The following is a 21,259-nucleotide window of genomic DNA, read 5'->3' as shown; positions in this document are numbered from 1 at the left end:
CATGATCAGGGTGCACACCCGGCGTGCCCGCTGCGGCAGGCCGGGCATACACGCCCAGCTTGTCCGGGGTCAACGGAAGGCGTTGCAGCCGAAGACGAATCGCCGGGAACGCACCGGGATCGTCCGGAACCTGCCGGAACATCGTCTGGGTCCTCATGAGCGGTCGTCGTAACCGCGGCGCACCGCACCGGGCGCATTGACCATGCCGGGGGTGCGGGCACGGGTGGACGAACTCAACTGCCACGGAACGCTGGTCACCATCACGCCGGGCTCGAAGAGCAGTCGTCCCTTGAGCCGCAGCGCGCTCTGGTTGTGCAGCACCTGTTCCCACCAGTGTCCGACCACGTATTCGGGAATGAACACGGTGACCACGTCGCGCGGTGAGTCCTTGCGCACTCGGTTCACGTAATCCAGGACGGGCTTGGTGATTTCGCGGTAGGGCGATTCGATCACCTTGAGCGGCACGGTGACATCGCTCTTCTCCCACTCGCGCACCAGCGCCCTGGTGTCGGCCTCGTCGACGTTGACGGTGATCGCCTCCAGGGTGTCCGGGCGGGTGGCGCGGGCGTAGGCGAGGGCGCGGCGGGTGGGCAGGTGCAGCTTGGAGACCAGCACGATGGAGTGCGAGCGGCTGGGCAGCACGCCGTCCCACTCCTGCTCCTCCAGCTCGCGCGAGACCGAATCGTAGTGCCGGCGAATCATTTTCATCACGACGAAGATCGCCACCATGGTGCAGATGGCGATGTAGGCGCCGGCGAAGAACTTGGTGATGAGCACGATGATCAGCACGGTGCCGGTGGCGCTGAGACCGACCGCGTTGATCACCCTGGACCGCTTCATCCGCGACCGCTGCGCCGGATCGGTCTCGGTGCGCAGCAACCGGGTCCAGTGCCGCAGCATGCCGGTCTGACTGAGCACGAAGGAGACGAACACGCCGACGATGTAGAGCTGGATCAGCTTGGTCACCTCGGCGCCGAACAGCACGACGAACGCGATCGCCGCACCGGACAGGAACAGGATGCCGTTGCTGAACGCCAGCCGGTCGCCGCGGGTGTGCAGCTGCCGGGGCAGGTACCGGTCCTGCGCCAGGATCGAACCGAGCACCGGGAACCCGTTGAACGCGGTGTTCGCGGCGAGCACGAGGATCAGCGCGGTCACCGTGGTGATGAAGAAGAACCCGATCGGGAAGCCGTGGAAGACCGTCTCGGCGAGCTGCGCGATCAGCGTCTTCTGGTGGTAGCCGGGCGGCGCGCCGATCAGGTCGTCGTCGTTGTGCGCGTACACGACGCCGATCTTCTGGGCCAGGATGATGATGCCCATCAGCAGCACAATGGCGATGGTGCCGAGCATCAGCAGCGTGGTGGCGGCGTTGCGCGACTTCGGCTTCCGGAACGCGGGCACGCCGTTGCTGATCGCCTCGACACCGGTGAGCGCGGCGCAACCGGAGGAGAACGAGCGCGCGATCAAGAAGGCGAAGGCGAGCCCGTACAGGTGCTCGTCCTCCGCCTTCAAACCGAAACCCGCCGACTCGGCCTGTAGATCGTCGCCGAGGATGAAGATGCGGAACAGCCCCCAGCCGAGCATGACGAACATGCCGACGATGAAGGCGTAGGTCGGGATGGCGAACGTGGTGCCCGACTCGCGGATGCCGCGCAGATTGATCGCGGTCAGAATCGCGATGGCCACGACGGCGAACAGCACCTTGTGCGTGGCCACGAACGGAATCGCCGAACCGATGTTGGACGCGGCCGAGGAGATCGAGACGGCCACCGTGAGCACGTAGTCGACGAGCAGCGCGCTGCCGACGGTCAACCCGGCGTTGGGCCCGAGGTTGGTCGTCGCGACCTCGTAGTCGCCGCCGCCGGACGGGTAGGCGTGCACGTTTTGCCGATAGCTTGCTACGACCACCGCCATGACCAGCGCGACGGCTAATCCGACCCAGGGGGCATAGACATAGGCGGAGATTCCGGCCGCGGACAACACCAGGAAGATTTCTTCCGGCGCGTACGCGACCGAGGACATCGCGTCGGAGGCGAACACCGGAAGGGCGATGCGCTTCGGCAGCAGGGTATGGCCAAGCGAATCACTACGGAAAGGCCTGCCCAGCAGCATTCGTTTCGCTGCCGTCGTCAACTTGGACACTGGAGCGAGCATAGGCGTACGCGAGGGTGGTCGCGCGCGTGGCTCGCAGGTTTGGCCACTGGGCGGAGGGGGAACGTGGCCGATGGAATGGTTCGGCAGGTACCGTTCGATCGGACAATTAGCAGACCGAACGCTTGGTTCCAGGAACGAGGGTGCACGGGTGTACGTAGTGATCATGGGTTGTGGGCGCGTCGGCTCGGCGCTGGCTCGTGCCCTGGTCCGGGTCGGCCACGAGGTCACCGTGATCGACCGGGATCCGGCCGCCTTCCTGCGCCTGGGCCAGGACTTCACCGGCGAGCGGGTGACCGGCGTCGGCTTCGACCGAGATGTGCTGGTACGCGCCGGAATCGAGCGGGCCGACGCGTTCGCCGCGGTGTCCTCCGGGGACAACTCCAACATCATCTCCGCGCGGGTGGCCAGGGAGATGTTCGGCGTCGAACGCGTGGTCGCGCGCATCTACGACGCCAAACGCGCCGCGGTCTACGAGCGGCTCGGCATCCCGACCATCGCCACGGTGCCCTGGACCACCGACCGGTTCCTGCGCGCGCTGATCGGGGACAACAGCACCACCACCTGGCGCGACCCCACCGGCACGGTTGCTGTGACGCAGCTGACGCTGCACGAGGACTGGTATGGCCGGACCGTGCGCGATCTGGAGCGCGAGGTGAGCGTGCGGGTCGCGTTCATCATCCGCTTCGGCCAGGGCCTGCTGCCGGACAGCAAGACCATCGTGCAAGCCGACGACGTCGTCTATGTCGCCGCCACCTCCGGTTCCGTGGGTGAGGCCATCGCGTTGGCAGGCAAGCCCCCCGTGAGCGAGGACTGAACATGAAAGTGGCCATCGCCGGGGCCGGCGCCGTCGGCCGATCCATCGCCAGGGAGTTGCTGCGCGGTGGACACAACGTCATGCTGCTGGAACGGCAGCTCGATCACATCGAGCCGGAGGCGATCCCGGACGCGGTCTGGGTGCACGCCGACGCCTGCGAGCTCGCGCTGCTCGAGGACGCCGGACTGGAAACCTACGAGGTGGTCATCGCGGCCACCGGCGACGACAAAGCCAATCTGGTGCACAGCCTGCTCGCCAAGACCGAGTTCGGCGTGCGGCGAGTCGTGGCGCGGGTGAACGATCCGCGTAACGAGTGGCTGTTCGACTCGTCCTGGGGTGTGGACGTCGCGGTGTCCACCCCGCGCCTGCTCGCCTCGCTCGTCGAGGAGGCGGTCACGGTCGGCGATCTGGTGCGTCTGATGACGCTGCGGCAGGGTCAGGCCAATCTGGTCGAGATCACCCTGCCCGGCGACACCGGGCTGGCCGGGAAGCCGGTACGCACCCTCACCCTGCCGCGCGACGCCGCCCTGGTGACGATTCTGCGCGGCGGCCGGGTGATCGTGCCGCAACCGGATGATCCGTTCGAGGGCGACGACGAGTTGCTGTTCGTGACCTCGGTGGAGGCCGAAGAGGACCTCCGGGTCGAACTGGCCAACCATGGCATCAAGCCTTGACTCCCCGACAGGGCTGATGCGCGACGGTCGGACCTAGGCGACCTTCAGTTCCGCGCGCAGCTTGTTCAGCGCGCGATGCTGCATCACCCGGACCACGCCGGGGCTGGTGCCGATCGCCTCGGCGGTCTGCGCCGCCGACCAGCCGAGCACGATGCGCATGACCAGCACCTCGCGATGGGCGGGGGCGAGGATCTTCATGAGTTCCTTGGTGGCCGCGCGGCGTTCGTGCGCCAGCGCCCACTCCTCCGGGCCTGCCTCGGTGGACGCGGTGTCCGGCATCTCGGCCATCGGGTAGGCGGGGTGCTGCTGGGAGCGGCGGAACGCGTCGGCCACCTTGTTCGCGGCGATGCCGTAGACGAAGGCGAGGAACGACTTGCCCTGGTCGCGGTAGCGCGGGATGGCGTTGACCGTGGCGATCAGGATCTCCTGCACCACGTCGTCCGCGGTGACCTGCAGGTGCGCCGTATTGCCAAGGCGCGCACCGCAATACCGGCGGACCAGTGGATGCACGATGCGGACGATCTCGGTGATGGCGTTGCGGTCGCCCGCGGCCGCGGGGCCGATCAACGTGTCCAGTTCGGCCGCCACCCGGCGGCTCTCCGACAGGGCCGGATTGTGGTGCTTCGACAGTGCTGCGGTGTTGTGCTCGGTAGCCACGTCCGAGTCCTTTCCTACGATCGTGCGCTGTTTTCCGTACGCAACGATCGTCTGATGAACTCGGGCTTCCCTCCAGGCACCCCAGGGTGGGTAACCCCCCACCTCCGCGGTGGGAGTTACCCCACCCCGAGGGTTTTCGCGGCCGGGACCCGCGGGGTTAACGCCCTACGCGGGCTCGGCCACCGCGGTCTTGGTGGGCAGGTGTCCCGCGCGCCGCACGGCCCACACGGTGACGGCCAGCGCGACCGCGGTGAGCGGCCAGCCCATGGCGATCCGGGTGAACGCGAGCCAGCCGGTGCGGTCGGTGTCGTAGAGCTGGGACTGCACCAGGTAGCGAGCGCCGAAGACGAGCACCCAGGTGGAGGTCGCGAGGTAGTACAGGCGCTGCACGCGCCGGTCACTGCGCCAGTCGGTGCCGTGCCCGTTCAGCACGCCCCAGATGACGCCGACCAGGGGCCAGCGCACCAGCATCGAGACCAGGAACACGCCCGCGTAGACCAGGCTGGTGTAGATGCCGAACAGGAAGAAGCCCTTGGCCTCGCCCATCCGGTAGGCGATGAACGCGCAGATGCCGACGCCGAGGAAACCGGAGATGGCCGGCTGGATGGGGCTGCGCCGGATGAGCCGCCAGACCAGGATGAGCGCGGCCACGCCGAGCGCGGCCCAGATCGCCGCGGTGAGCCCGGCGAAGCTGTTCACGGGGACGAAGACGACAACCGGAACGGTCGAATAGATCAGGCCGCTGAAACCGCCCAACTGCTCGAGCAACGTCTGCTCGGCCGCTACCTCTTCAGGGTCGAGAGCCTCGCTGGGCTCGAGCTGTTCGGTCGAGGGGGTCTGTTCGCCCGTGGGGGCGTTGTCGTTGCTCGATGGCATACGTCAGCTGTTCCCGCGCAGTTCGTAGTAGGGGTTGTAGATCACCTTGCGGCCGTCTCGATCTCCGACGCGGCCGCGAACCAAGATACGCCGTCCCGGTTCGATACCGGGGATGCGCCGACGGCCGATCCATACCAGGGTGATGGCATCGGTTCCGTCGAAGAATTCCGCTTGCACAGTAGCGCCAGCGGACTTCGAACACGCTTCGACACTGCGCAGCTTACCGAGCATCGTGGCCTCGTCGCCGCGGCGACACTCCGACGCACGGCACGCTCCGGAAGCCTCCGATTTCTCGGCAAGCTCCTCGGCGTCCAACTGGTCGAGATCCTCGGTCAGTCTGCGGCCCAGACGTCGAAAATACCCTGAGGCAGCGGATGACATTTCGCACGCTCTCCTGCATAGAGCAGACAGTGTGGATCGCACACCATCGTGGATTCTCAGCACGACCGGCGGTGGACGTACACCCGCCACTGTAGATGCACCAGCACACCCCCGCTACGCTCGGACCGGTGTTCGACTCCCCACACTCCGTGTCGGCCGCCCACGTCGTGGTGGCGCTGCCTGGAACCGGATCCGATGCGGATTTCGCTCGTCGCGCGTTCGAACCGGCGTGCCGAGCGCGCCGGCTCGACGTGCTGGCGGTACAGCCGGACCCGCAGGGGGTGGTCGCGAGTTATCGGGCCGCGCTCGACACGGCCGCCGCGGCGGGACCGATTGTTGTGGCGGGAATCTCGCTGGGCGCGGCGGTCGCGATCGAGTGGGCGGCCGAGCGCCCGGAATCGGCGCTCGGCGTGATCGCGGCGCTGCCCGCGTGGACCGGGCCGGACACCACCGCGTGCCCCGCCGCGTTGAGCGCGTCGGTGACCGCGGCGCAGTTGCGGGCCGACGGGTTGGACGCGGTGCTCGAGCGGATGCGGGCAGGCAGCCCGCGCTGGCTGGCCGACGCGCTCACCCGGTCGTGGCGGTCGCAGTGGCCGAATCTGCCTGCGGCACTGGAGGAAGCGGCGCACTACAAGTGGCCGGGGACCGAACTGCTCGGCACCCTGGACGTGCCGGTGGCCGTGGTGACGGCGGTCGACGATCCGGTGCACCCGTTCGCCATCGCCGAGGAATGGGCCGCGCTGATCCCGCGGTCCGCGATCCGCCGGATCACCCTCGCCGAACTCGGCGCGGATCCGGCCATCCTCGGACGCACGGGATTCGCCGCGCTCGGTTAGCTAGTTCAAGCCCAGCTGCTGCATGGCGGAACCGTCGGCGCCGCGCCGCGGCCCCTCCGGCATCCGCGGCGGCACGGCCTGCGGGGCCGCCGCCTGCGCGGCCGCCTGCTGTTGCTGTGCCTCGGCCTGCGCCTGGTGCGCCGCGGCCAGCTGTTCGGCCAGCTCCTGCGGTAACACCACGGGTAGTGGCTCCCGCACGGGCAACGGATCGTCGCCCCGCCGAATCACGGTCTCGCGCAGGATCGCCCGGGCCGCCGCGACCAGCGGGCTGCCGTCGTTCGACGCACCCGACGGGCCCGCCGCGACCAGCCGCACCATCCAGCGCGGTCCGTCGACCCCGATGAAGCGCAGATCCGCGCCCTCGGTGATGGCCAGCAGCTCGCGACCCCACGGACCGGTTTCCACCGCGACCCGCGCGCCGTCGTTGCGCAGCGAATCGGCGAGATCCGCGGCCACCGTGCGCCATTGACCGGCCGACTTCGGCGCCGCGTAGGCGGCGACGGTGAGCCTGCCATGCTCGGTGGCCAGGTGCACCGCCTGCGGCGTGCCGTCGGGGGTCATCTCGACCTGCAGCTGACCGCCCTGCGGCACCGGCAGAATCACCGAACCGAGATCGAGCCGCTGATCGGTGACCTGCTCGAGCAGCTCGGATACGTCGGCGAAGTCGTACGGACCCGACTTGCCCGCACCGGCGTCGCGGTAGTCGCCCGCGACGATCGGGTGCTCGTCGGTGTCGTAGTCGTCTTCGTCGTACTCGTCGACCTCGTCGTAGTCGTCGTCCGGATACCGGTCGTCCTCGACGGACCGCTTCCTACCGAAAATTCCCATCACGCCTCCTTGGCGGCAGCCCGGCCGGCCTCGGCCAGGCTCGCGTGACCGCCGCTCGACCCGTAACCGCCCGCACCGCGCGCGGTCTCGTCGAGGGTGTCGACCTCGACGAAGTCGACCAGTTCCACCCGTTGCACCAGCAGCTGCGCGATCCGGTCACCGCGGCGCAGCTCGATCGGCGTGCGCGGGTCGTGATTGATCAGGCACACCTTGATCTCGCCGCGATAGCCGGCGTCGACCGTGCCGGGGGTGTTCACCACGGACAGCCCGGTTTTGGCCGCCAGGCCCGAGCGCGGATGGATGAGCCCGACCGTGCCGACCGGTAGCGCCACGGCGACACCGGTGCCGACCAGCACCCGCTCCCCTGGTTCCAGGATGACGTCTTCGGTGGTGCACAGATCCACGCCGGCGTCGCCGTGATGGGCGCGCGCGGGCATGGGGATGCCGGGATCCAGCCGCAGCAGTGGTATCGGTAAAAGGGCGGTCACGACTCCGCCTCGCTGGCGCTCGGCTCCGCCGTAACCGCAGGTGCTGTATCCATGGTTCGCTCGCTTCGCTCCCTCACGTTGGTCGAGCCTACGCGTTGACCAGTCGGTGTCGTGAATTAGTGTTGAGTCGTGTCGGACCAGCCCAACCCCGTGAAGATGGACGAGAACCAGCAGAGCCTGCCGTCGTACCGCGAGCGCCTGTGGGTGCCGCTGTGGTGGTGGCCGGTGGCGTTCGCCATCACCGGGCTGTTGGCGGCCGAAATCCATATGGGCGCACCGGGATTGCGCGCCTGGCTGCCGTATGTGCTGCTGTTCCCGGTACCGGTGTGGGTGCTGCTGTGGCTGAGCCGCCACCGCGTCGAGGTCACGCCGGACTCGTCGGGCACGCCCGAACTCCGCGCCGACCGCGCCCACCTGCCGGTGAATTTCGTCGCCCGTGCGGCCGTCGTTGCCCGCACGGCGAAGAGTGCGGCGCTGGGTCGTCAGCTCGACCCCGCCGCCTATGTGCAGCACCGGCCATGGATCGGGCCGATGGTGCTCCTCGTGCTCGACGACCCGGACGACCCGACGCCGTACTGGTTGGTCAGTACGCGTCGACCGGAACGGGTCCTAGCCGCGCTGGGGCTGCCCAGCGCGGGCTGATCACCTCGAGCTAACTCAAGCCGCGCAGTCCATGCAGATGAGCTGACCGCCCTTCTCGCTGGCCAGTCTGCTGCGATGGTGCACGAGGAAGCAGCTGGAACAGGTGAACTCGTCGGCCTGCTTCGGGATCACCCGAACGCTCAGCACTTCCTCGGACAGGTCCGCGCCGGGAAGCTCGAACGACTCCGCGGTATCGGATTCGTCGATATCCACGACGGCGGACTGTGCCTCGTTACGACGAGCCTTCAGCTCCTCCAGCGAATCTTCCGACACATCGTCGGTTTCGGTGCGCCTCGGTGCGTCATAGTCGGTTGCCATGTCGTCTTCCCCTCGTCCTTACTACATATATCCCGGACCGGATTGCTCACACCGATTCCTGCTGGAATCGCCGTGACTCGCACCGCCCCGCCGGTGGTGCACGTCACACGTACACCGCTCACCCATCAGGTCGGATCGGGCTGATCCACTCCGGATAGCGCTCGGTAAACGCAGGACATGCCCTACTTGTTCCCGCGACCGACCACCAATTTCGCCACCGGCGATTCGATCTGGGCCGCCAGACAATAGCGGACCCCAGCACAAAAGTCGCAATCAAAACACAGACGATTCGAAACTGACGGGTAATCGACACCGTCCGTCGAACTCCCCGAGACCTTCCGCGACCTGAGCGCCCGTCGAGACGGCCTGCCGTCGCCGGGTACCGCCATCTTTTCGTAGAGTGTGCTGGTGGTTTCACTGATCACCGAAGGCCGCCCCGTGGATTCCCAGGGCAGGCCCTTCCTCCGACGGCGCCCGCAGCCCTGGCTGATCATGCTCGGCATCGTCACGCTGATCTGCACGATTGTGTGGGTCAAGGCGCTGACGACGACCGAGCACGACTCCAGTGCGATGGCCTGCAACTCGCCGAGCCCGGCCACCGAGCCGGGCGCTCAACCAGCGGCAACACTCGGGCAGCGGGTCGGCGCGAGCCGGCTCCAGGATGTGGAACCGGCGCCGCTGGCGGCCAGCCGGGTGCGCGTGCTCAACGCGAACAACCAGCGCGGCCAGGCCGCGCACGTCGCGGCGCAGTTCGGTGACCTCGGGTTTGCCAGCGCGCCGGGAACGCAATACGGCAACGATTCGGTATACGTCAACGGCGATCTGGAGTGCACCGGGCAGATCCGGTTCGGCGTGAACGGCCGCCCGGCCGCCGCGTCCGTGCAGCTGGTGGTCCCGTGCGCCGAGCTGATCGAGGATCAGCGGGCCGACGAGACGGTCGACCTGGTGCTCGGCTCGCTGTTCCGCGACATCCGCCCGAGCAACGACGCCGAGGAGGTGCTGCGGTCGCTGAAGAACCCGGCGCCCGGCAACAGCACCTCGATCGATATCAAGCTGCTGGAGGCCGCCAGGCAAGCTCGCTGTTAGCGCCGGTCAGCGCGAAGCGAAAAGCCCGATCGGCGCCGGTCGCACCGATCGGGCTTTTTCGCGTCCAGCGCACCGGCTAGCGGTCCGGGATGGGCTCCGTCGCACCGACTCGATCCAGCAGCGCGAACAGCTCCTCCGCGATGCCGGGGGCCGCGGCGATCACCAGATCGCCGGCCTCCCCCGGCGCGGTGGCGGGCGGCAGCGTGAGCAGAGCGCCCGCCTCGGCCGCGATCAACGCGCCCGCGCCCCAGTCCCACGCGTTGAGGCCGTGCTCGAAGTAGGCGTCCACCCGGCCCGCCGCGACGTGGCACAGGTCGAGCGCGGCCGCGCCGAAGCGACGAATGTCCCGCACCTGCGGCAGGATCTCCGCGATCAGCTGCGCCTGCCTGGTCCGCCGGTGCTTGCCATAGGCAAAACCGGTGGCCACCAACGACATCGCGACGGTTTCGGCAGGCGTGCAGCGCAGGTGCTCCACCGCGCCCTCGGCGTCCACCCGGATCGCGCCGAGCCCGAGCCCGGCGCTGTAGGTGGCCCGCCGGGCGACGTCCACCACCGCGCCTGCCACCGGGCGGCCGCCGCGCAGCGCGGCCACCGAGACCGCGTAGCCGGGGATCCCATACAGGAAATTCACCGTGCCGTCGATTGGGTCTACTACCCAGTGCACGACGTCGGCGGCGGAGTCGGCGAGGCTGCCGCCGCCCTCCTCGCCGAGGATCGGGTCGCCGGGGCGCTGCTCGGCGAGCAGGCCGCGGATCAGCTCCTCGGTCTCGGTGTCCACGATGGTCACCGGGTCGGTCGGGTGGGCCTTGGCCTGCACCGCGCCCTCGGCCGGCCCACTGGCCTGACCGAAGACCTCGGGACGGCGGGCACGGACGTGCGCCGCAGCGGTTTCGGCGAGGTCGACGGCGACTCTGCGCAGTTCAGCCTCGTCGCCGCGGGCGACGATGATCTCGGAGGTGTAGTCGGACACGGGCGATGAGGTTTCCGGCACGCTCCCCATCGCATCACAGATCCTCGGGAACGCGCAGCATCGATCGCGCATTACTCTTGTCGTGCACGACACAACGCCGTCGTCGGGCACACCACCGCAGCGCCGCTCACGGCCGGGGTGCAGCCTTGTGCATCGGTGTTGTGCTCCACACCGGCCAGCACAGGAACGAGGGCTCAGTCATGTCCGCTCGGGGGCACGCATTCGGCATCGATATCGGCGGCAGCGGCGTCAAGGGTGGCGCGGTGGATCTGGCGACCGGTGAGCTGGTCCACGAACGAATCAAGATCGCGACACCGCAGCCGTCCACCCCGCAGGCGGTCGCCGACGCGGTGGCAAAGCTGGTCGCGCAAGCCGATTGGGACGGCCCGGTCGGCATCACCCTGCCGTCGGTCATCCTGGACGGGGTCGCGCGCACCGCGGCCAATATCGACAAGGCCTGGGTTGGCACGGATGCCAGGAAGCTGTTCTCGGACACCCTCGACGGGCGCGAGGTGACCGTGCTCAACGACGCGGACGCGGCGGGCCTGGCCGAGGATCGCTACGGCGCGGCAAAGGATTTCGCCGGCCTGGTGCTGTTGCTGACCTTCGGCACCGGCATCGGCTCGGCCCTGCTGTACCACGGCACCCTGGTGCCCAACAGCGAGCTCGGCCACCTCGAGGTCGGCGGCATGGAGACCGAGCATCGCGCGGCGGCCTCGATCAAGGACCGCGACGGCCTGAGCTTCGAGCAGTGGGCCGCCGAGGTGAGCACGGTGCTGATCGGACTGGAGAATCTGTTCTGGCCGAAGGTGTTCGTCGCCGGCGGCGGCATCAGCCGCGACGCCGACCAGTGGATCCCGTTGCTCACCAACCGAACCCAGGTGATCCCGGCGCATCTGCGCAACACGGCGGGCATCGTCGGCGCGGCCATGGCGATCGACGCGGGCATCGCGCCGTGAACATGTCCGGCAACCCTCCGACGTGCCGCCGTCAGACGGTATAACGTGGGTGGATACAGCCAATCAACGCTTCACCGGTCCGATCATGCGGCACAAGCTGAGCTTGCGAAGCGCCGCCTCATGCATGGTGGCCATAGGTACCCTGGTTAGATCGTTACAATGGAACGTGCCCGGTGTTGAGCCGGTGAAACCCGACCGGCCTTCCGCCGGTGAAACCCGACAGACCGCTCCGCCGGAAGACCACTCTGGCGTGACGCCGCACGAGACCGTCACGAAAGGGCGTACGTGGTAGCCACGAATACCCGTCAGACCGCCGATTCGGCCGAGGCCGATTCCGCAGATGTAACCGAAGCACGGCCGGTCCGTAAGGCGGCTGCCGCGAAGAAGGCTCCGGCGAAGAAGGCCGCTGCCAAGAAGGCGCCTGCGAAGAAGGCCGGCGCCAAGGCGCCCGCCAAGAAGGCAGCCACCAAGAAGGTGGGAGCCGACGGCGAGCCCGGCCCCGATGACGCGGGCGACGACGACTCGCTCGACGTCGCCGATCTCGGTGATCTCGAGGTCTCCGAGGACGACCTGACCGAGGACGCCGAGGACCTGGTCGTCGAAGAGGTCGCCGAAGCCGCCGAGGAGGAGGTCGAGCCGTCCGCCGCCGACAAGGCCTCCGGCGACTTCGTCTGGGACGAAGAGGAATCCGAGGCGCTCCGGCAGGCGCGCAAGGACGCGGAGCTCACCGCGTCGGCCGACTCGGTGCGTGCCTACCTCAAGCAGATCGGCAAGGTCGCGCTGCTCAACGCCGAGGAGGAGGTCGAGCTCGCCAAGCGGATCGAGGCCGGCCTCTACGCGGCGGAGAAGGTGCGCGAGTTCACCGAGCAGGGCGAGAAGCTGCCGGTCGCGATGCGCCGCGACTACACCTGGATCGTCCGCGACGGCAACCGCGCCAAGAACCATCTGCTGGAAGCCAACCTCCGCCTGGTGGTCTCGCTGGCCAAGCGCTACACCGGCCGCGGCATGGCGTTCCTCGATCTGATCCAGGAGGGCAACCTGGGTCTGATCCGCGCCGTGGAGAAGTTCGACTACACCAAGGGCTACAAGTTCTCCACGTACGCCACCTGGTGGATCCGGCAGGCGATCACCCGCGCCATGGCCGACCAGGCCCGCACCATCCGTATCCCGGTGCACATGGTCGAGGTCATCAACAAGCTCGGTCGCATCCAGCGCGAACTGCTCCAGGACCTGGGCCGCGAGCCCACCCCGGAGGAGCTCGCCAAGGAAATGGACATCACGCCGGAGAAGGTGCTGGAGATCCAGCAGTACGCGCGTGAGCCCATCTCGCTGGACCAGACCATCGGCGACGAGGGCGACAGCCAGCTCGGTGACTTCATCGAGGACTCCGAAGCCGTGGTCGCCGTGGACGCGGTGAGCTTCACCCTGCTGCAGGATCAACTGCAGTCGGTGCTGGAGACGCTGTCCGAGCGCGAGGCGGGCGTGGTCCGGCTGCGCTTCGGCCTCACCGACGGCCAGCCGCGCACGCTCGACGAGATCGGCCAGGTGTACGGGGTCACCCGCGAGCGCATCCGGCAGATCGAGTCCAAGACCATGAGCAAGCTGCGCCACCCCAGCCGCTCCCAGGTCCTGCGCGACTACCTGGATTAGGTCGTTTCGAGGCCCGCATTCGTTGCGCCGCTGATGTTTTCAGCGGACCGGCGGATGCGGGCCTTGTCGTTTCCCGACACGCGCGCGGGGTCGGCTTCGGTGGGGTCCGGCCAGGTAGCCGCCGTGGCGACCGCTATGGTGGCGGTGCTACACCGTCTCGTTTCTCTCGCTTGGTCCGGCTCCACCCTGATCATTCCTGGAGGACAAAGTGCGTGTTCTGCGTTCCCTGTTCATCGCCATCGCGATCTTTGCCGTGCTGGCCGTGGTCGGTTTTGTCGTTCGGGCCCAGGCCGCGCCCGCGCCGACCCCCACGATCACTCAGGTCGAGGTCACCGATTCCGAAGAGAAACTGGTCAAGCAGGCCGCCGCACGCGCGAAGAGCGCTGCCGCACGCGCCGACGCCGCGATGAAAGCCTCGCGTAGCCACGGAGCGTGACCGACCCGGTGCGCCGGATAGCGGCCGCTCGGCCATCACCGAGCAAACCGACCGCACCGATTTACCGGAATACATTGCTCTAAAAACGCTGGGCTGTCAGGATGGTTCCCATGCGTCGTGCTGCGGTCATGTTTCGACTATCGCCCCTCCGGTCCTCGATCTGACGATCGCGCTCTCGCCGACCAGGTCGAAGGCGCCGTGACCGTCGCCGACGCCGGATAGCGGCCCCGCTTTCCGCCCTGGCACCACAACGGTTATGTCGCGCCTCTTTTCGGTTCATTCCCGGCACAAGACATACCGATATCAGGTGGCTCGTGACTTCGAACGACCCCAGTACCCCCGACCGGCGGATGCCCCTGCTCGTCCGCAAACCCACCCAGCGCCTGGTCCTCGAGCTGATGGACGCGGCAGCCGAGGCGCGCACCGGCATCCTGCGCGTGGCGGGTGACCCCGGTGGCGACATCCGGGTAGAGCGCGGGCAGATCGTCGCGGTCCACTCCGCCGGGGCGCCAGGTGTTTTCGAGCTGCTGGCCCGACCAGGACGCGGGCCGACCGGTGACGCCGAACTCCGCGCGGTGACCATGCTGGCGGCGGTCGACGGCGCTTTCGCGATCGCTGCCGGATGGCTCGACAGCTGCTTCTGGGCGGAGATATCGACCGACGCCCACGCCGGACTCGCCGGAGTCGCCGGGGTCGAGCCGGGCTGGCTGCTCGCCGAGACCGAATGGCGGCTGCGGGCGCTGACCCAGGCCAGGGTGTCGCCCCACCGAAACCGCTTGCTGCTCAGCGAACTCGGCCGAACCAAGGCGGCCACCGCGGCGACGTCGCCGCGACAGGAGATCCTCCGGCAGGTGGACGGGCAACGCACCTGCCGCGATATCGCCTTCCTGCTGTACCGCAGCCTGTACGCGGTCACCGTGGAGGTCTCCCGGCTGCTCGCCGAGAATCTGCTGCTGGTTCCGCCGCCCGACCACGACCGCAGGACAGACCGCACGCTGCCCCGCGACGGCACGGGCCCGTGGCCGCTGCCCCGCCGCCGGCGCGGCGCCAGCGGCATCAACGACGCGCTCCGCCCCCGTCCGCCGCAGGCTGTCCCGAGTCGTTCGCCGGTGGAAACCACCCGGCCCGCCCCCGATGCGCCGTGAATGTCACCACTCCGCCGCAGGCGGAAATCAGAAGGGATGCAATGAGTATCACTGAGGGTACGGCTCCAGGAACCCTGACGGATCGAATCGGTGCGCTGGTGAAGACCCTGCGCGACGAGGTCCCGGAGTGTGTCGCCTCCGGGGCGATCGACCTGTCCACGGGCATGCTGCTGGCGGTCGAGACGCTCGACACCCATCCGGCCGAGGTCCTCGATCTACTCTCCGCCGCGACGCTGGACCTGTTCCAGGGCCGCAACGTCGTGATGATCGAGGACATCTGGAAGGAACGTCGTGGTCTGCGCACCGACCGCCACTATTTCCAGGAGATCCTGGTGAACAGCGACAATCTGACCCATCTGTTCATCAGGACCGGAGGCCGCGGCGATGTCGTGATCGTCGTCGTCTGCCGCAAGACGGTGAACGTCGGCATGCTGTTCGCCCAGACCAGGCGCGTGGTGCGCGGCGCGGGGCAACTATGACCGATTCACCGTGGGTGCGCGTCTTCCGGCAGGCGCCCACCCGCGTGCTCGATCGAGACGATCTCGCCGGTATCGAGCGCGCCTGCGCGTGAGGTGTCCTTGAGGTCGACCCCCGAGCGGCCGAGGACGCGTGCGCCGGCGGCCAAGCCCGCGACCACCTTCGCCGCCTGCCGATAGCCGAGGCCCTCCGGCGGGTGAATGTTGGAGACGCAGTTCCGGTCGGCGTCCGTACGACCTGGATGGGCCAGATGGGTCAGGTAGATGCCGAGACTGTCGGCCACCGACAGGCCGGGGCGTTCGCCGATCAGCACCACGACCGTTGCCACACCCATCGCCGCGGCGATGTGGTCACCGAGGGCGACCCGGGCCTGGGTGGCGATCACCGGGGCGGCGAGTGCGTAGCGGGGTGCGAGTTCCTCGATCAGGGCGGCCAGTGTCGCGGGGCCGTGGTCGGTGAGGGCGCGCGGTGACAGGCCGTCGGCCAGGACGAATCCGATCTCGGCGGCGCTGTGCGGCACCTGGGACAGGTCGGATCGGGGTGTGGGCCCGGAAGATTCGGCGGGCAGGCGGCCGAGGTCGGGGCGGCGGAGATACTCGGCGCGGTCGGCGGCCCGGCTGCGCACGTGCACGGGAGCACCGAGGCCGAGGGCCGCGACCCGCTCCCCCAGCGCGGGCACGTCCAGCGGAAGGTGCACGGCGTCGCGCGCCGCCGAGTGCGCCGCCCGGAATTCCAGTACCCGCCGGGTGGGCAGTGCGTCGCCGGTGCGGCCCAAGCCGATCCTCGATTGGGTGCTACGCCGTAGATCCTGCCAGAACTGCTGTGCCGCAGCGCTTTCGGCTCGGTTCGTCCGGACCCCCTCCGGCTCGGCGCCCGTTTCATCCAGCGCCGCAACGACTTCCAACCTGGTCCTGCTCCGTTTCATCAGGCGCCCGCCAATGCTCGTAGCGGCGAGGCGAGCGGCTCCACCGGCAGCACCCGGCCCGCCGCGTCGATCATGCCGAGGCCGGACAGCCAGGACTCGAATTCCGGTGCGGGACGCAGGTTCAGGACGCGCCGCGCGTACAACGCGTCGTGAAAGCTCAGGCTCTGATAGCCGAGCATCACGTCGTCGGCGCCGGGGACCGCGATGACGAACGCGCATCCCGCCGCACCCAACAGCGTCAGCAAGGTGTCCATGTCGTCCTGGTCGGCCTCGGCGTGATTGGTGTAGCACACGTCCACACCCATCGGCAGCCCGAGCAGTTTGCCGCAGAAGTGGTCTTCCAGCCCGGCGCGGATGATCTGCTTGCCGTCGTAGAGGTATTCCGGCCCGATGAAGCCGACGACCGTGTTGACCAGCAGCGGGTCCAGGTCACGCGCGACCGCGTAGGCGCGCGCCTCCAGGGTCTGCTGGTCCACCGGCTTGCCGCCGGTGCCGAAATGCGCGCCCGCCGACAGGGCCGAACCCTGCCCCGTTTCCAGGTACATCACGTTGTCGCCGACGGTGCCGCGGCGCAGCGACCGGCCCGCCTCGTTGCCCTCGCGCAGCAGCGAGATGTGCACGCCGAAACCGGCATTCGCGCCCTCGGTGCCCGCGACCGACTGGAACACCAGATCGACCGGTGCGCCCGCCTCGATCAGGCCGATGGTCGTGGTCACGTGCGAGAGCACACACGATTGGGTGGGAATGTCGAAGCGCACCCGCACCTCGTCCAGCAGGCTCAGCAGGTCCGCGGTGGCCTGCGGCGAATCGGTCGCCGGGTTGATCCCGATCACCGCGTCGCCGCAGCCGAGCAGCAGCCCGTCGAGGGTGGCTGCGGCGATGCCGCGCGGGTCGTCGGTGGGATGGTTCGGCTGCAACCGGGTGGCCAGCGTGCCGGGCAGGCCGACGGTGGTGCGGAAGCCCGCGGTGACCACCGCGGCCCTGGCGACCGCGATCAGATCCTGATTGCGCATGATCTTGCTAACCGCGGCCACCATCTCCGGGGTGAGCCCTGGCGATACCGCGCGCAGGACGGCCGCGGCGCCGGGGCCGGCCGCGACGGCGAGCAGCCAGTCCCGCAGCCCGCCGACGGTCAGGTGCGAAATCGGCTGGAACGCAACCCGATCGTGGGTATCGATGATCAGCCGGGTGACCTCGTCGGTCTCGTACGGCACCACCGGCTCGTTCAGGAACCGGGTCAGCGGCACCTCCGCCAGCGCCCACTGAGCGGCCGCGCGCTCGGCGTCCGAGCTCGCCGCGCAGCCCGCCAGTTCGTCGCCGCTGCGCAGCGGGGTCGCCTTGGCGAGCAGTTCGACCAGCCCGTCGAACTGATAGGTGGTTCCACCGAGTTGCTGTGTGTAGCAGGTCATTCCAGCTCCTCCTCGGCCTCGGCCAGCATCGCGAACTCCTCGTCCGGCGAGTTCGCCACCAGCCGATGCCTGCTGTACAGCCCGAAGTAGGCCATGCAGGCGCAGAACGCGACGAGCGTCCAGGTCGCCGCCACCGGATCGACCAGGAACGTGGCCAGCACTGCGGCACAGGCGAGCACGAGCGCGAACGCGGTGGTCGCGATGCCACCCGGCGTGCGGTACGGGCGCGGCATGTTCGGCTCGCGGACCCGGAGCACGATGTGGCTCACCATCATCAGCACGTAACTGAGCGCCGCGCCGAATACCGCCATGTTCAACAGCATCGCGCCCTTGCCGGTCAGCGACAGCGCGAAGCCGAGCACGCCGGGCACGATCAGCGCGAGCACCGGCGCCTTGCGCGCGTTGGTCACCGACAGGCTCGTCGGCAGGTAGCCGGCCCGCGAGAGCGCGAAGGTCTGCCGCGAGTAGGCGTACACGATGGAGAAGAAGCTGGCGACCAGCCCGGCCAGGCCGATGTAGTTGACCGGTTTCGCTGCCCCGCCGTCGCCGAGCGCCTCGACCAGCGGGTTGCCCGAGGTCGAAATGGCTTGCGCACCAAGCGCTCCGGTGGCGAGAAAGAGCACGGCCGCACCGGTGACGATCAGCACGAGCATCGCGCTGATGATCCCCCTCGGCACGTTCTTCTCCGGTTCCCGCGCCTCCTCGGCGGCCAGCGGCACGCCCTCGACGGCCAGGAAGAACCAGATGGCGAACGGCACCGCGGCCCAGATGCCGAACACGCCGAACGGCAGGAACGACGAGCTGCCAACGGCATTCGGGTCGGCCGGGATATCGGTCAGGTTGCCCGTCTCGAACCGGCCCCACGCGGACACCGCGAACACCAGCAGCCCGACCAGGGCGATCGCGGTGATCACGAACATCGCCTTGAGCGCTTCTCCCGCCCCGGTCAGATGCACCCCGATGAACACCGCGTACACCGCCAGATACACCCACCAGCCGTCGGTGATCCCGAACAGGTTCAGCGATTCGACATACCCGCCGATGAACGTCGCGATGGCCGCGGGCGCGATCGCGTATTCGAGCAATACCGCTGTGCCCGTGGCGAATCCGCCCCACGGGCCGAGCGCGCGCCGGGCGAAGGTGTAACCGCCGCCCGCCGCGGGCAGGGCCGCGGACAACTCCGCCATGCCCAGGACCATCGCCAGGTACATGCCCGCGATCAGCACGGTCGCGATGAGCAGGCCGCCGAAGCCGCCCTGCGCGAGGCCGCTGTTCCAGCCCGCGTAGTCACCGGAGATCACGTAGCTGACGCCGAGCCCGGCCAGCAGCACCCAGCCCGCCGAGCCGGAGCGCAACGTCCGCTTGGCCAGATAGTCCGTCCCGGCGGCGCCGGTCACCTGCACATCCTCGATCGTCATAGGCGCTACGCACTCCTCGTCCACATACCGTTTGGTCGGTGGACCAATTCTTGGGAGTGTTTGTTGCCCGGGTGTGAAACGACGTTACGGACGCGGTGTCGCCGCCGGTGACACAGCGCACACACAGGCGGGTCGCGGGTTGACTCTCAGCCGGAGCGGGCACACTTGGTCGGTGATTGCCTCCGCCCCGGTCCGGTTTCGGTCACCCTGGACGCAGACCATCGATCTCCGCACCGAAGCCCGCGTCGCGTGGGACTGGTTGCGCCGTCCCGGGTTGGCGCACCGGGTGCTGCCCGCGATCCGCGAGCACCTGGGCGCGGCGCCGGCCAGCACCGCCTACGCGTTCACCGTCTTCGTCACCTGGTGGACGCTGCGCGGGGTGGGCGACTCGGTCGAACGCAGGCTGATCTTCTCCGCCTCCACCAACCTCTACAACATGCGGCACAACCCGGTGCAGGTGCTGGTCGCCTCGGCGTTCTGGACCGACGGCGGCTTCCCGTGGACCACCATCGCCGGCTTCCTGATCGTGATGGCCTACGCGGAACGCTGGCTGGGCACCACCCGCTGGATCATCCTGTTCGCCACCGGGCACATCGGCGCCACGCTGCTCACCGTCACCGGCATCTCGCACGCGATCGACCGCGGCGTCATCCCCCGGGTGGTGGCGGTCGCCGCGGATGTCGGCACCAGCTACGGCTTTTCGGCGGTGCTCGCCGCGCTGACCTTCCGGTTCCGCGGCCTGGTCCGGCTGCTGTGGGCGGGCACGCTCATCCTGACCCTGGTCGCGGCGCTGTGGATCGGGCCGACGTTCACCGACTACGGCCACCTGTGCGCGTGCCTGATCGGCCTCGCCGTCGGCGGGCTCGCGACCGTGGTCGGCCGCTGGGTGGAACGCAAGACCGCGGCCAAACCCGAACCCGCGGTCACGCTCACGGAGTGACGCCGGCCGGCTTCAACCGGCGCTGCACCACCCCGACGACCGGCTCGACCACGCGCGCCGCGATCGGGCCGAGGATCGCCATCAGCAGCACGTAGGCCGAGGCCAGCGCCGCCAGCTCCTTGTCGACGCCGCCCATGGTCACCGCCAATCCCGCGATGACGATGGAGAATTCGCCGCGCGCGACCAGCGCCGCGCCCGCCCTGGCCCGGCCCATCGGCCGGATGCCCTGCCTGCTCGCCGCCCACCAGCCGGTGCCGAGCTTGGTCAGCATGGTGAGCACGGCCAGCGCGATCGCCCAGCCAAGCACCGGCGGGATGGCGCGCGGGTCGGTGGTGAGCCCGAAGGCGACGAAGAAGATCGCGGCGAACAGATCGCGCAGCGGTTCCAGCAGTTTCGCGGCCTCGTGCGCGGTCGACCCGGAGATGGCGATGCCGAGCAGGAACGCCCCGACCGCCGCCGACACGTTCAGCGCCGAGGCGACGCCGGCCACCAGCAGCGCCGCGCCGAGCAGCTTCAGCAGGAACACCTCGTTGTCCGAGCTGTCCACGATGGCCGAGACGTATCGGCCGTAGCGCAGCGCGACCACCAGCACCACCGTGATCGCGGTGAGCGCGACGGCCAGCGATTTCGCGCCGCTGGCGAAGCTCAGCCCGGCCAGGATCGTGGTGAGGATCGGCAGATAGACCGCCATCGCCAGGTCCTCGAACACCAGGATCGACAGGATCACCGGGGTCTCGCGGTTACCGAGCCGCCCGAGGTCGTTGAGCACCTTCGCGACGATGCCCGAGGACGAGATGTAGGTGACGCCGCCCATGGTGACCGCGCCGACCGCGCCCCAGCCGAGGATCAGCGCCACGATCACCCCGGGCGTCGCGTTCGCCACGATGTCGACCAGCCCGGCCGCCCAGGACCGGCGCAGGCCGGTCATCAGTTCCGGCGCGGTGTACTCCAGGCCGAGCAGCAGCAACAGCAGCACCACACCGATCTCGCCGGCTATGTGGCCGAATTCGTTGGCGGCACTGAGCGAGATGATGCCGCCCTGGCCGAAGGCGAGACCGCCGATCAGGTAGAGCGGGATGGGAGACATGCCGAAGCGACCAGCCACGCGCCCGAAGGTGCCGAGGACAAACAGAATCGCTCCGAGCTCGACCAGGGCGAGCGCGGTTCCAGTCATCG

General features: G+C 68.8%; 23 protein-coding genes. 11 read left to right on the top strand and 12 right to left on the bottom strand.

The genetic code is table 11. From position 1 onward, the window contains the following. Window positions 1-153 precede the first annotated feature (153 nt). Window positions 154-2,142, bottom strand: a complete 1,989-nt coding sequence (locus ACFQ9K_RS07670) for an APC family permease (protein ID WP_378714989.1) — start codon at window positions 2,140-2,142, stop codon at window positions 154-156. A 160-nt stretch (window positions 2,143-2,302) separates the two neighbouring features. Here ACFQ9K_RS07670 and ACFQ9K_RS07665 point away from each other — a divergent pair, with 160 nt between their 5' ends. Both ACFQ9K_RS07665 and ACFQ9K_RS07660 read left to right on the top strand, forming a co-directional pair. Then, on the top strand, window positions 2,303-2,968 hold the full coding sequence (locus ACFQ9K_RS07665; protein ID WP_357379009.1) for a TrkA family potassium uptake protein: 666 nt from the start codon (window positions 2,303-2,305) through the stop codon (window positions 2,966-2,968). Window positions 2,969-2,970: 2 nt separating this feature from the next. Further along, window positions 2,971-3,642: a TrkA family potassium uptake protein gene (locus ACFQ9K_RS07660; RefSeq protein WP_150405938.1), complete on the top strand. Its 672-nt coding sequence runs from the start codon at window positions 2,971-2,973 to the stop codon at window positions 3,640-3,642. A 33-nt stretch (window positions 3,643-3,675) separates the two neighbouring features. Here the strand turns inward: ACFQ9K_RS07660 and ACFQ9K_RS07655 are convergent, their stop codons facing one another. The 3 genes from ACFQ9K_RS07655 to ACFQ9K_RS07645 form a co-directional block, all read right to left on the bottom strand. Continuing rightward, window positions 3,676-4,299: a sigma-70 family RNA polymerase sigma factor gene (locus ACFQ9K_RS07655; RefSeq protein WP_378714991.1), complete on the bottom strand. Its 624-nt coding sequence runs from the start codon at window positions 4,297-4,299 to the stop codon at window positions 3,676-3,678. Between the two features lie 165 nt (window positions 4,300-4,464). Further along, a complete protein-coding gene (locus ACFQ9K_RS07650) occupies window positions 4,465-5,175 on the bottom strand; it encodes a DUF3159 domain-containing protein (protein ID WP_378714992.1) in 711 nt (236 codons plus the stop codon). 3 nt (window positions 5,176-5,178) lie between these two features. Beyond that, window positions 5,179-5,556 (bottom strand): OB-fold nucleic acid binding domain-containing protein, encoded by a 378-nt coding sequence (locus ACFQ9K_RS07645; RefSeq protein ID WP_040736821.1) that lies wholly within the window; start codon window positions 5,554-5,556, stop codon window positions 5,179-5,181. 128 nt (window positions 5,557-5,684) lie between these two features. Here ACFQ9K_RS07645 and ACFQ9K_RS07640 point away from each other — a divergent pair, with 128 nt between their 5' ends. Beyond that, a complete protein-coding gene (locus ACFQ9K_RS07640) occupies window positions 5,685-6,392 on the top strand; it encodes an alpha/beta fold hydrolase (protein ID WP_378982912.1) in 708 nt (235 codons plus the stop codon). Here ACFQ9K_RS07640 and ACFQ9K_RS07635 read toward each other — a convergent pair whose 3' ends face one another. Both ACFQ9K_RS07635 and dut read right to left on the bottom strand, forming a co-directional pair. Continuing rightward, the gene (locus ACFQ9K_RS07635) at window positions 6,393-7,214 is read right to left on the bottom strand and encodes a DUF3710 domain-containing protein (RefSeq protein WP_378715083.1); all 822 of its coding nucleotides are present in this window, start codon (window positions 7,212-7,214) and stop codon (window positions 6,393-6,395) included. It lies immediately after the preceding gene. 5 nt (window positions 7,215-7,219) lie between these two features. Continuing rightward, complete coding sequence (dut, locus tag ACFQ9K_RS07630) at window positions 7,220-7,657, bottom strand: dUTP diphosphatase (RefSeq protein WP_378715085.1); 438 nt, start codon at window positions 7,655-7,657, stop codon at window positions 7,220-7,222. A gap of 207 nt (window positions 7,658-7,864) precedes the next feature. Between dut and ACFQ9K_RS07625 the strand changes: the two genes are divergently transcribed. Further along, window positions 7,865-8,350 (top strand): DUF3093 domain-containing protein, encoded by a 486-nt coding sequence (locus tag ACFQ9K_RS07625; RefSeq protein ID WP_378715086.1) that lies wholly within the window; start codon window positions 7,865-7,867, stop codon window positions 8,348-8,350. 15 nt (window positions 8,351-8,365) lie between these two features. Here the strand turns inward: ACFQ9K_RS07625 and ACFQ9K_RS07620 are convergent, their stop codons facing one another. Further along, on the bottom strand, window positions 8,366-8,668 hold the full coding sequence (locus tag ACFQ9K_RS07620; RefSeq protein WP_107658115.1) for a DUF4193 domain-containing protein: 303 nt from the start codon (window positions 8,666-8,668) through the stop codon (window positions 8,366-8,368). Between the two features lie 408 nt (window positions 8,669-9,076). Here ACFQ9K_RS07620 and cei point away from each other — a divergent pair, with 408 nt between their 5' ends. After that, the gene (gene cei, locus ACFQ9K_RS07615; protein WP_378714995.1) at window positions 9,077-9,754 is read left to right on the top strand and encodes an envelope integrity protein Cei; all 678 of its coding nucleotides are present in this window, start codon (window positions 9,077-9,079) and stop codon (window positions 9,752-9,754) included. A gap of 76 nt (window positions 9,755-9,830) precedes the next feature. On the opposite strand, the gene ACFQ9K_RS07610 is transcribed toward cei, so the two are convergent. Continuing rightward, window positions 9,831-10,754 carry an inositol monophosphatase family protein gene (locus ACFQ9K_RS07610; RefSeq protein ID WP_378714997.1) on the bottom strand — a complete coding sequence of 308 codons (924 nt, stop codon included), beginning with the start codon at window positions 10,752-10,754 and terminating at the stop codon, window positions 9,831-9,833. Window positions 10,755-10,924: 170 nt separating this feature from the next. Between ACFQ9K_RS07610 and ppgK the strand changes: the two genes are divergently transcribed. From ppgK to ACFQ9K_RS07585, 5 genes are all read left to right on the top strand, one after another. Beyond that, window positions 10,925-11,683 carry a polyphosphate--glucose phosphotransferase gene (ppgK, locus tag ACFQ9K_RS07605; RefSeq protein ID WP_378714999.1) on the top strand — a complete coding sequence of 253 codons (759 nt, stop codon included), beginning with the start codon at window positions 10,925-10,927 and terminating at the stop codon, window positions 11,681-11,683. Between the two features lie 285 nt (window positions 11,684-11,968). Further along, window positions 11,969-13,333, top strand: coding sequence for an RNA polymerase sigma factor (locus tag ACFQ9K_RS07600; RefSeq protein ID WP_378715001.1), 1,365 nt, complete (start codon window positions 11,969-11,971; stop codon window positions 13,331-13,333). A 208-nt stretch (window positions 13,334-13,541) separates the two neighbouring features. Further along, window positions 13,542-13,769, top strand: a complete 228-nt coding sequence (locus ACFQ9K_RS07595) for a hypothetical protein (RefSeq protein WP_378715002.1) — start codon at window positions 13,542-13,544, stop codon at window positions 13,767-13,769. A 314-nt stretch (window positions 13,770-14,083) separates the two neighbouring features. After that, window positions 14,084-14,914, top strand: a complete 831-nt coding sequence (locus ACFQ9K_RS07590) for a hypothetical protein (protein WP_378715004.1) — start codon at window positions 14,084-14,086, stop codon at window positions 14,912-14,914. A 41-nt stretch (window positions 14,915-14,955) separates the two neighbouring features. After that, a complete protein-coding gene (locus ACFQ9K_RS07585) occupies window positions 14,956-15,393 on the top strand; it encodes a hypothetical protein (RefSeq protein WP_378715005.1) in 438 nt (145 codons plus the stop codon). Window positions 15,394-15,398: 5 nt separating this feature from the next. Here the strand turns inward: ACFQ9K_RS07585 and eutC are convergent, their stop codons facing one another. The 3 genes from eutC to eat are packed head-to-tail and all read right to left on the bottom strand — an operon-like array spanning window position 15,399 to window position 19,143. Next, window positions 15,399-16,277, bottom strand: a complete 879-nt coding sequence (eutC, locus tag ACFQ9K_RS07580) for an ethanolamine ammonia-lyase subunit EutC (RefSeq protein ID WP_378715088.1) — start codon at window positions 16,275-16,277, stop codon at window positions 15,399-15,401. 38 nt (window positions 16,278-16,315) lie between these two features. Next, window positions 16,316-17,725, bottom strand: a complete 1,410-nt coding sequence (locus ACFQ9K_RS07575; protein WP_378715007.1) for an ethanolamine ammonia-lyase subunit EutB — start codon at window positions 17,723-17,725, stop codon at window positions 16,316-16,318. Beyond that, window positions 17,722-19,143 (bottom strand): ethanolamine permease, encoded by a 1,422-nt coding sequence (gene eat / locus ACFQ9K_RS07570; protein WP_378715009.1) that lies wholly within the window; start codon window positions 19,141-19,143, stop codon window positions 17,722-17,724. Before eat ends, ACFQ9K_RS07575 begins: the two co-directional genes overlap by 4 nt. Before the next feature lie 172 nt (window positions 19,144-19,315). Here eat and ACFQ9K_RS07565 point away from each other — a divergent pair, with 172 nt between their 5' ends. Continuing rightward, a complete protein-coding gene (locus ACFQ9K_RS07565) occupies window positions 19,316-20,083 on the top strand; it encodes a rhomboid-like protein (RefSeq protein ID WP_378715010.1) in 768 nt (255 codons plus the stop codon). Here the strand turns inward: ACFQ9K_RS07565 and ACFQ9K_RS07560 are convergent. Further along, a complete protein-coding gene (locus ACFQ9K_RS07560) occupies window positions 20,073-21,257 on the bottom strand; it encodes a cation:proton antiporter (RefSeq protein ID WP_378715011.1) in 1,185 nt (394 codons plus the stop codon). The two genes, ACFQ9K_RS07565 and ACFQ9K_RS07560, sit on opposite strands and share 11 nt — an antisense overlap. Between the last annotated feature and the right edge of the window lie 2 nt (window positions 21,258-21,259).

It is taken from the genome of Nocardia sp. NPDC056564 (assembly GCF_042793755.1).
Lineage (GTDB): Bacteria > Actinomycetota > Actinomycetes > Mycobacteriales > Mycobacteriaceae > Nocardia.
Note: the sequence above shows the minus strand (reverse complement) of the source record. Positions and strands in the feature narration are given on the sequence as shown.

Excerpts from the sequence above, each read along its gene's own strand:
- ppgK (WP_378714999.1), top strand. The coding sequence starts at position 10,925 with ATGTCCGCTCGGGGGCACGCATTCGGCATCGATATCGGCGGCAGCGGC.
- ACFQ9K_RS07620 (WP_107658115.1), bottom strand. The coding sequence starts at position 8,668 with ATGGCAACCGACTATGACGCACCGAGGCGCACCGAAACCGACGATGTG.
- ACFQ9K_RS07650 (WP_378714992.1), bottom strand. The coding sequence starts at position 5,175 with ATGCCATCGAGCAACGACAACGCCCCCACGGGCGAACAGACCCCCTCG.
- ACFQ9K_RS07660 (WP_150405938.1), top strand. The coding sequence starts at position 2,971 with ATGAAAGTGGCCATCGCCGGGGCCGGCGCCGTCGGCCGATCCATCGCC.
- eat (WP_378715009.1), bottom strand. The coding sequence starts at position 19,143 with ATGACGATCGAGGATGTGCAGGTGACCGGCGCCGCCGGGACGGACTAT.
- ACFQ9K_RS07560 (WP_378715011.1), bottom strand. The coding sequence starts at position 21,257 with ATGACTGGAACCGCGCTCGCCCTGGTCGAGCTCGGAGCGATTCTGTTT.
- ACFQ9K_RS07645 (WP_040736821.1), bottom strand. The coding sequence starts at position 5,556 with ATGTCATCCGCTGCCTCAGGGTATTTTCGACGTCTGGGCCGCAGACTG.
- ACFQ9K_RS07585 (WP_378715005.1), top strand. The coding sequence starts at position 14,956 with ATGAGTATCACTGAGGGTACGGCTCCAGGAACCCTGACGGATCGAATC.
- dut (WP_378715085.1), bottom strand. The coding sequence starts at position 7,657 with ATGCCCGCGCGCGCCCATCACGGCGACGCCGGCGTGGATCTGTGCACC.
- ACFQ9K_RS07575 (WP_378715007.1), bottom strand. The coding sequence starts at position 17,725 with ATGACCTGCTACACACAGCAACTCGGTGGAACCACCTATCAGTTCGAC.
- ACFQ9K_RS07610 (WP_378714997.1), bottom strand. The coding sequence starts at position 10,754 with ATGGGGAGCGTGCCGGAAACCTCATCGCCCGTGTCCGACTACACCTCC.
- ACFQ9K_RS07625 (WP_378715086.1), top strand. The coding sequence starts at position 7,865 with ATGGACGAGAACCAGCAGAGCCTGCCGTCGTACCGCGAGCGCCTGTGG.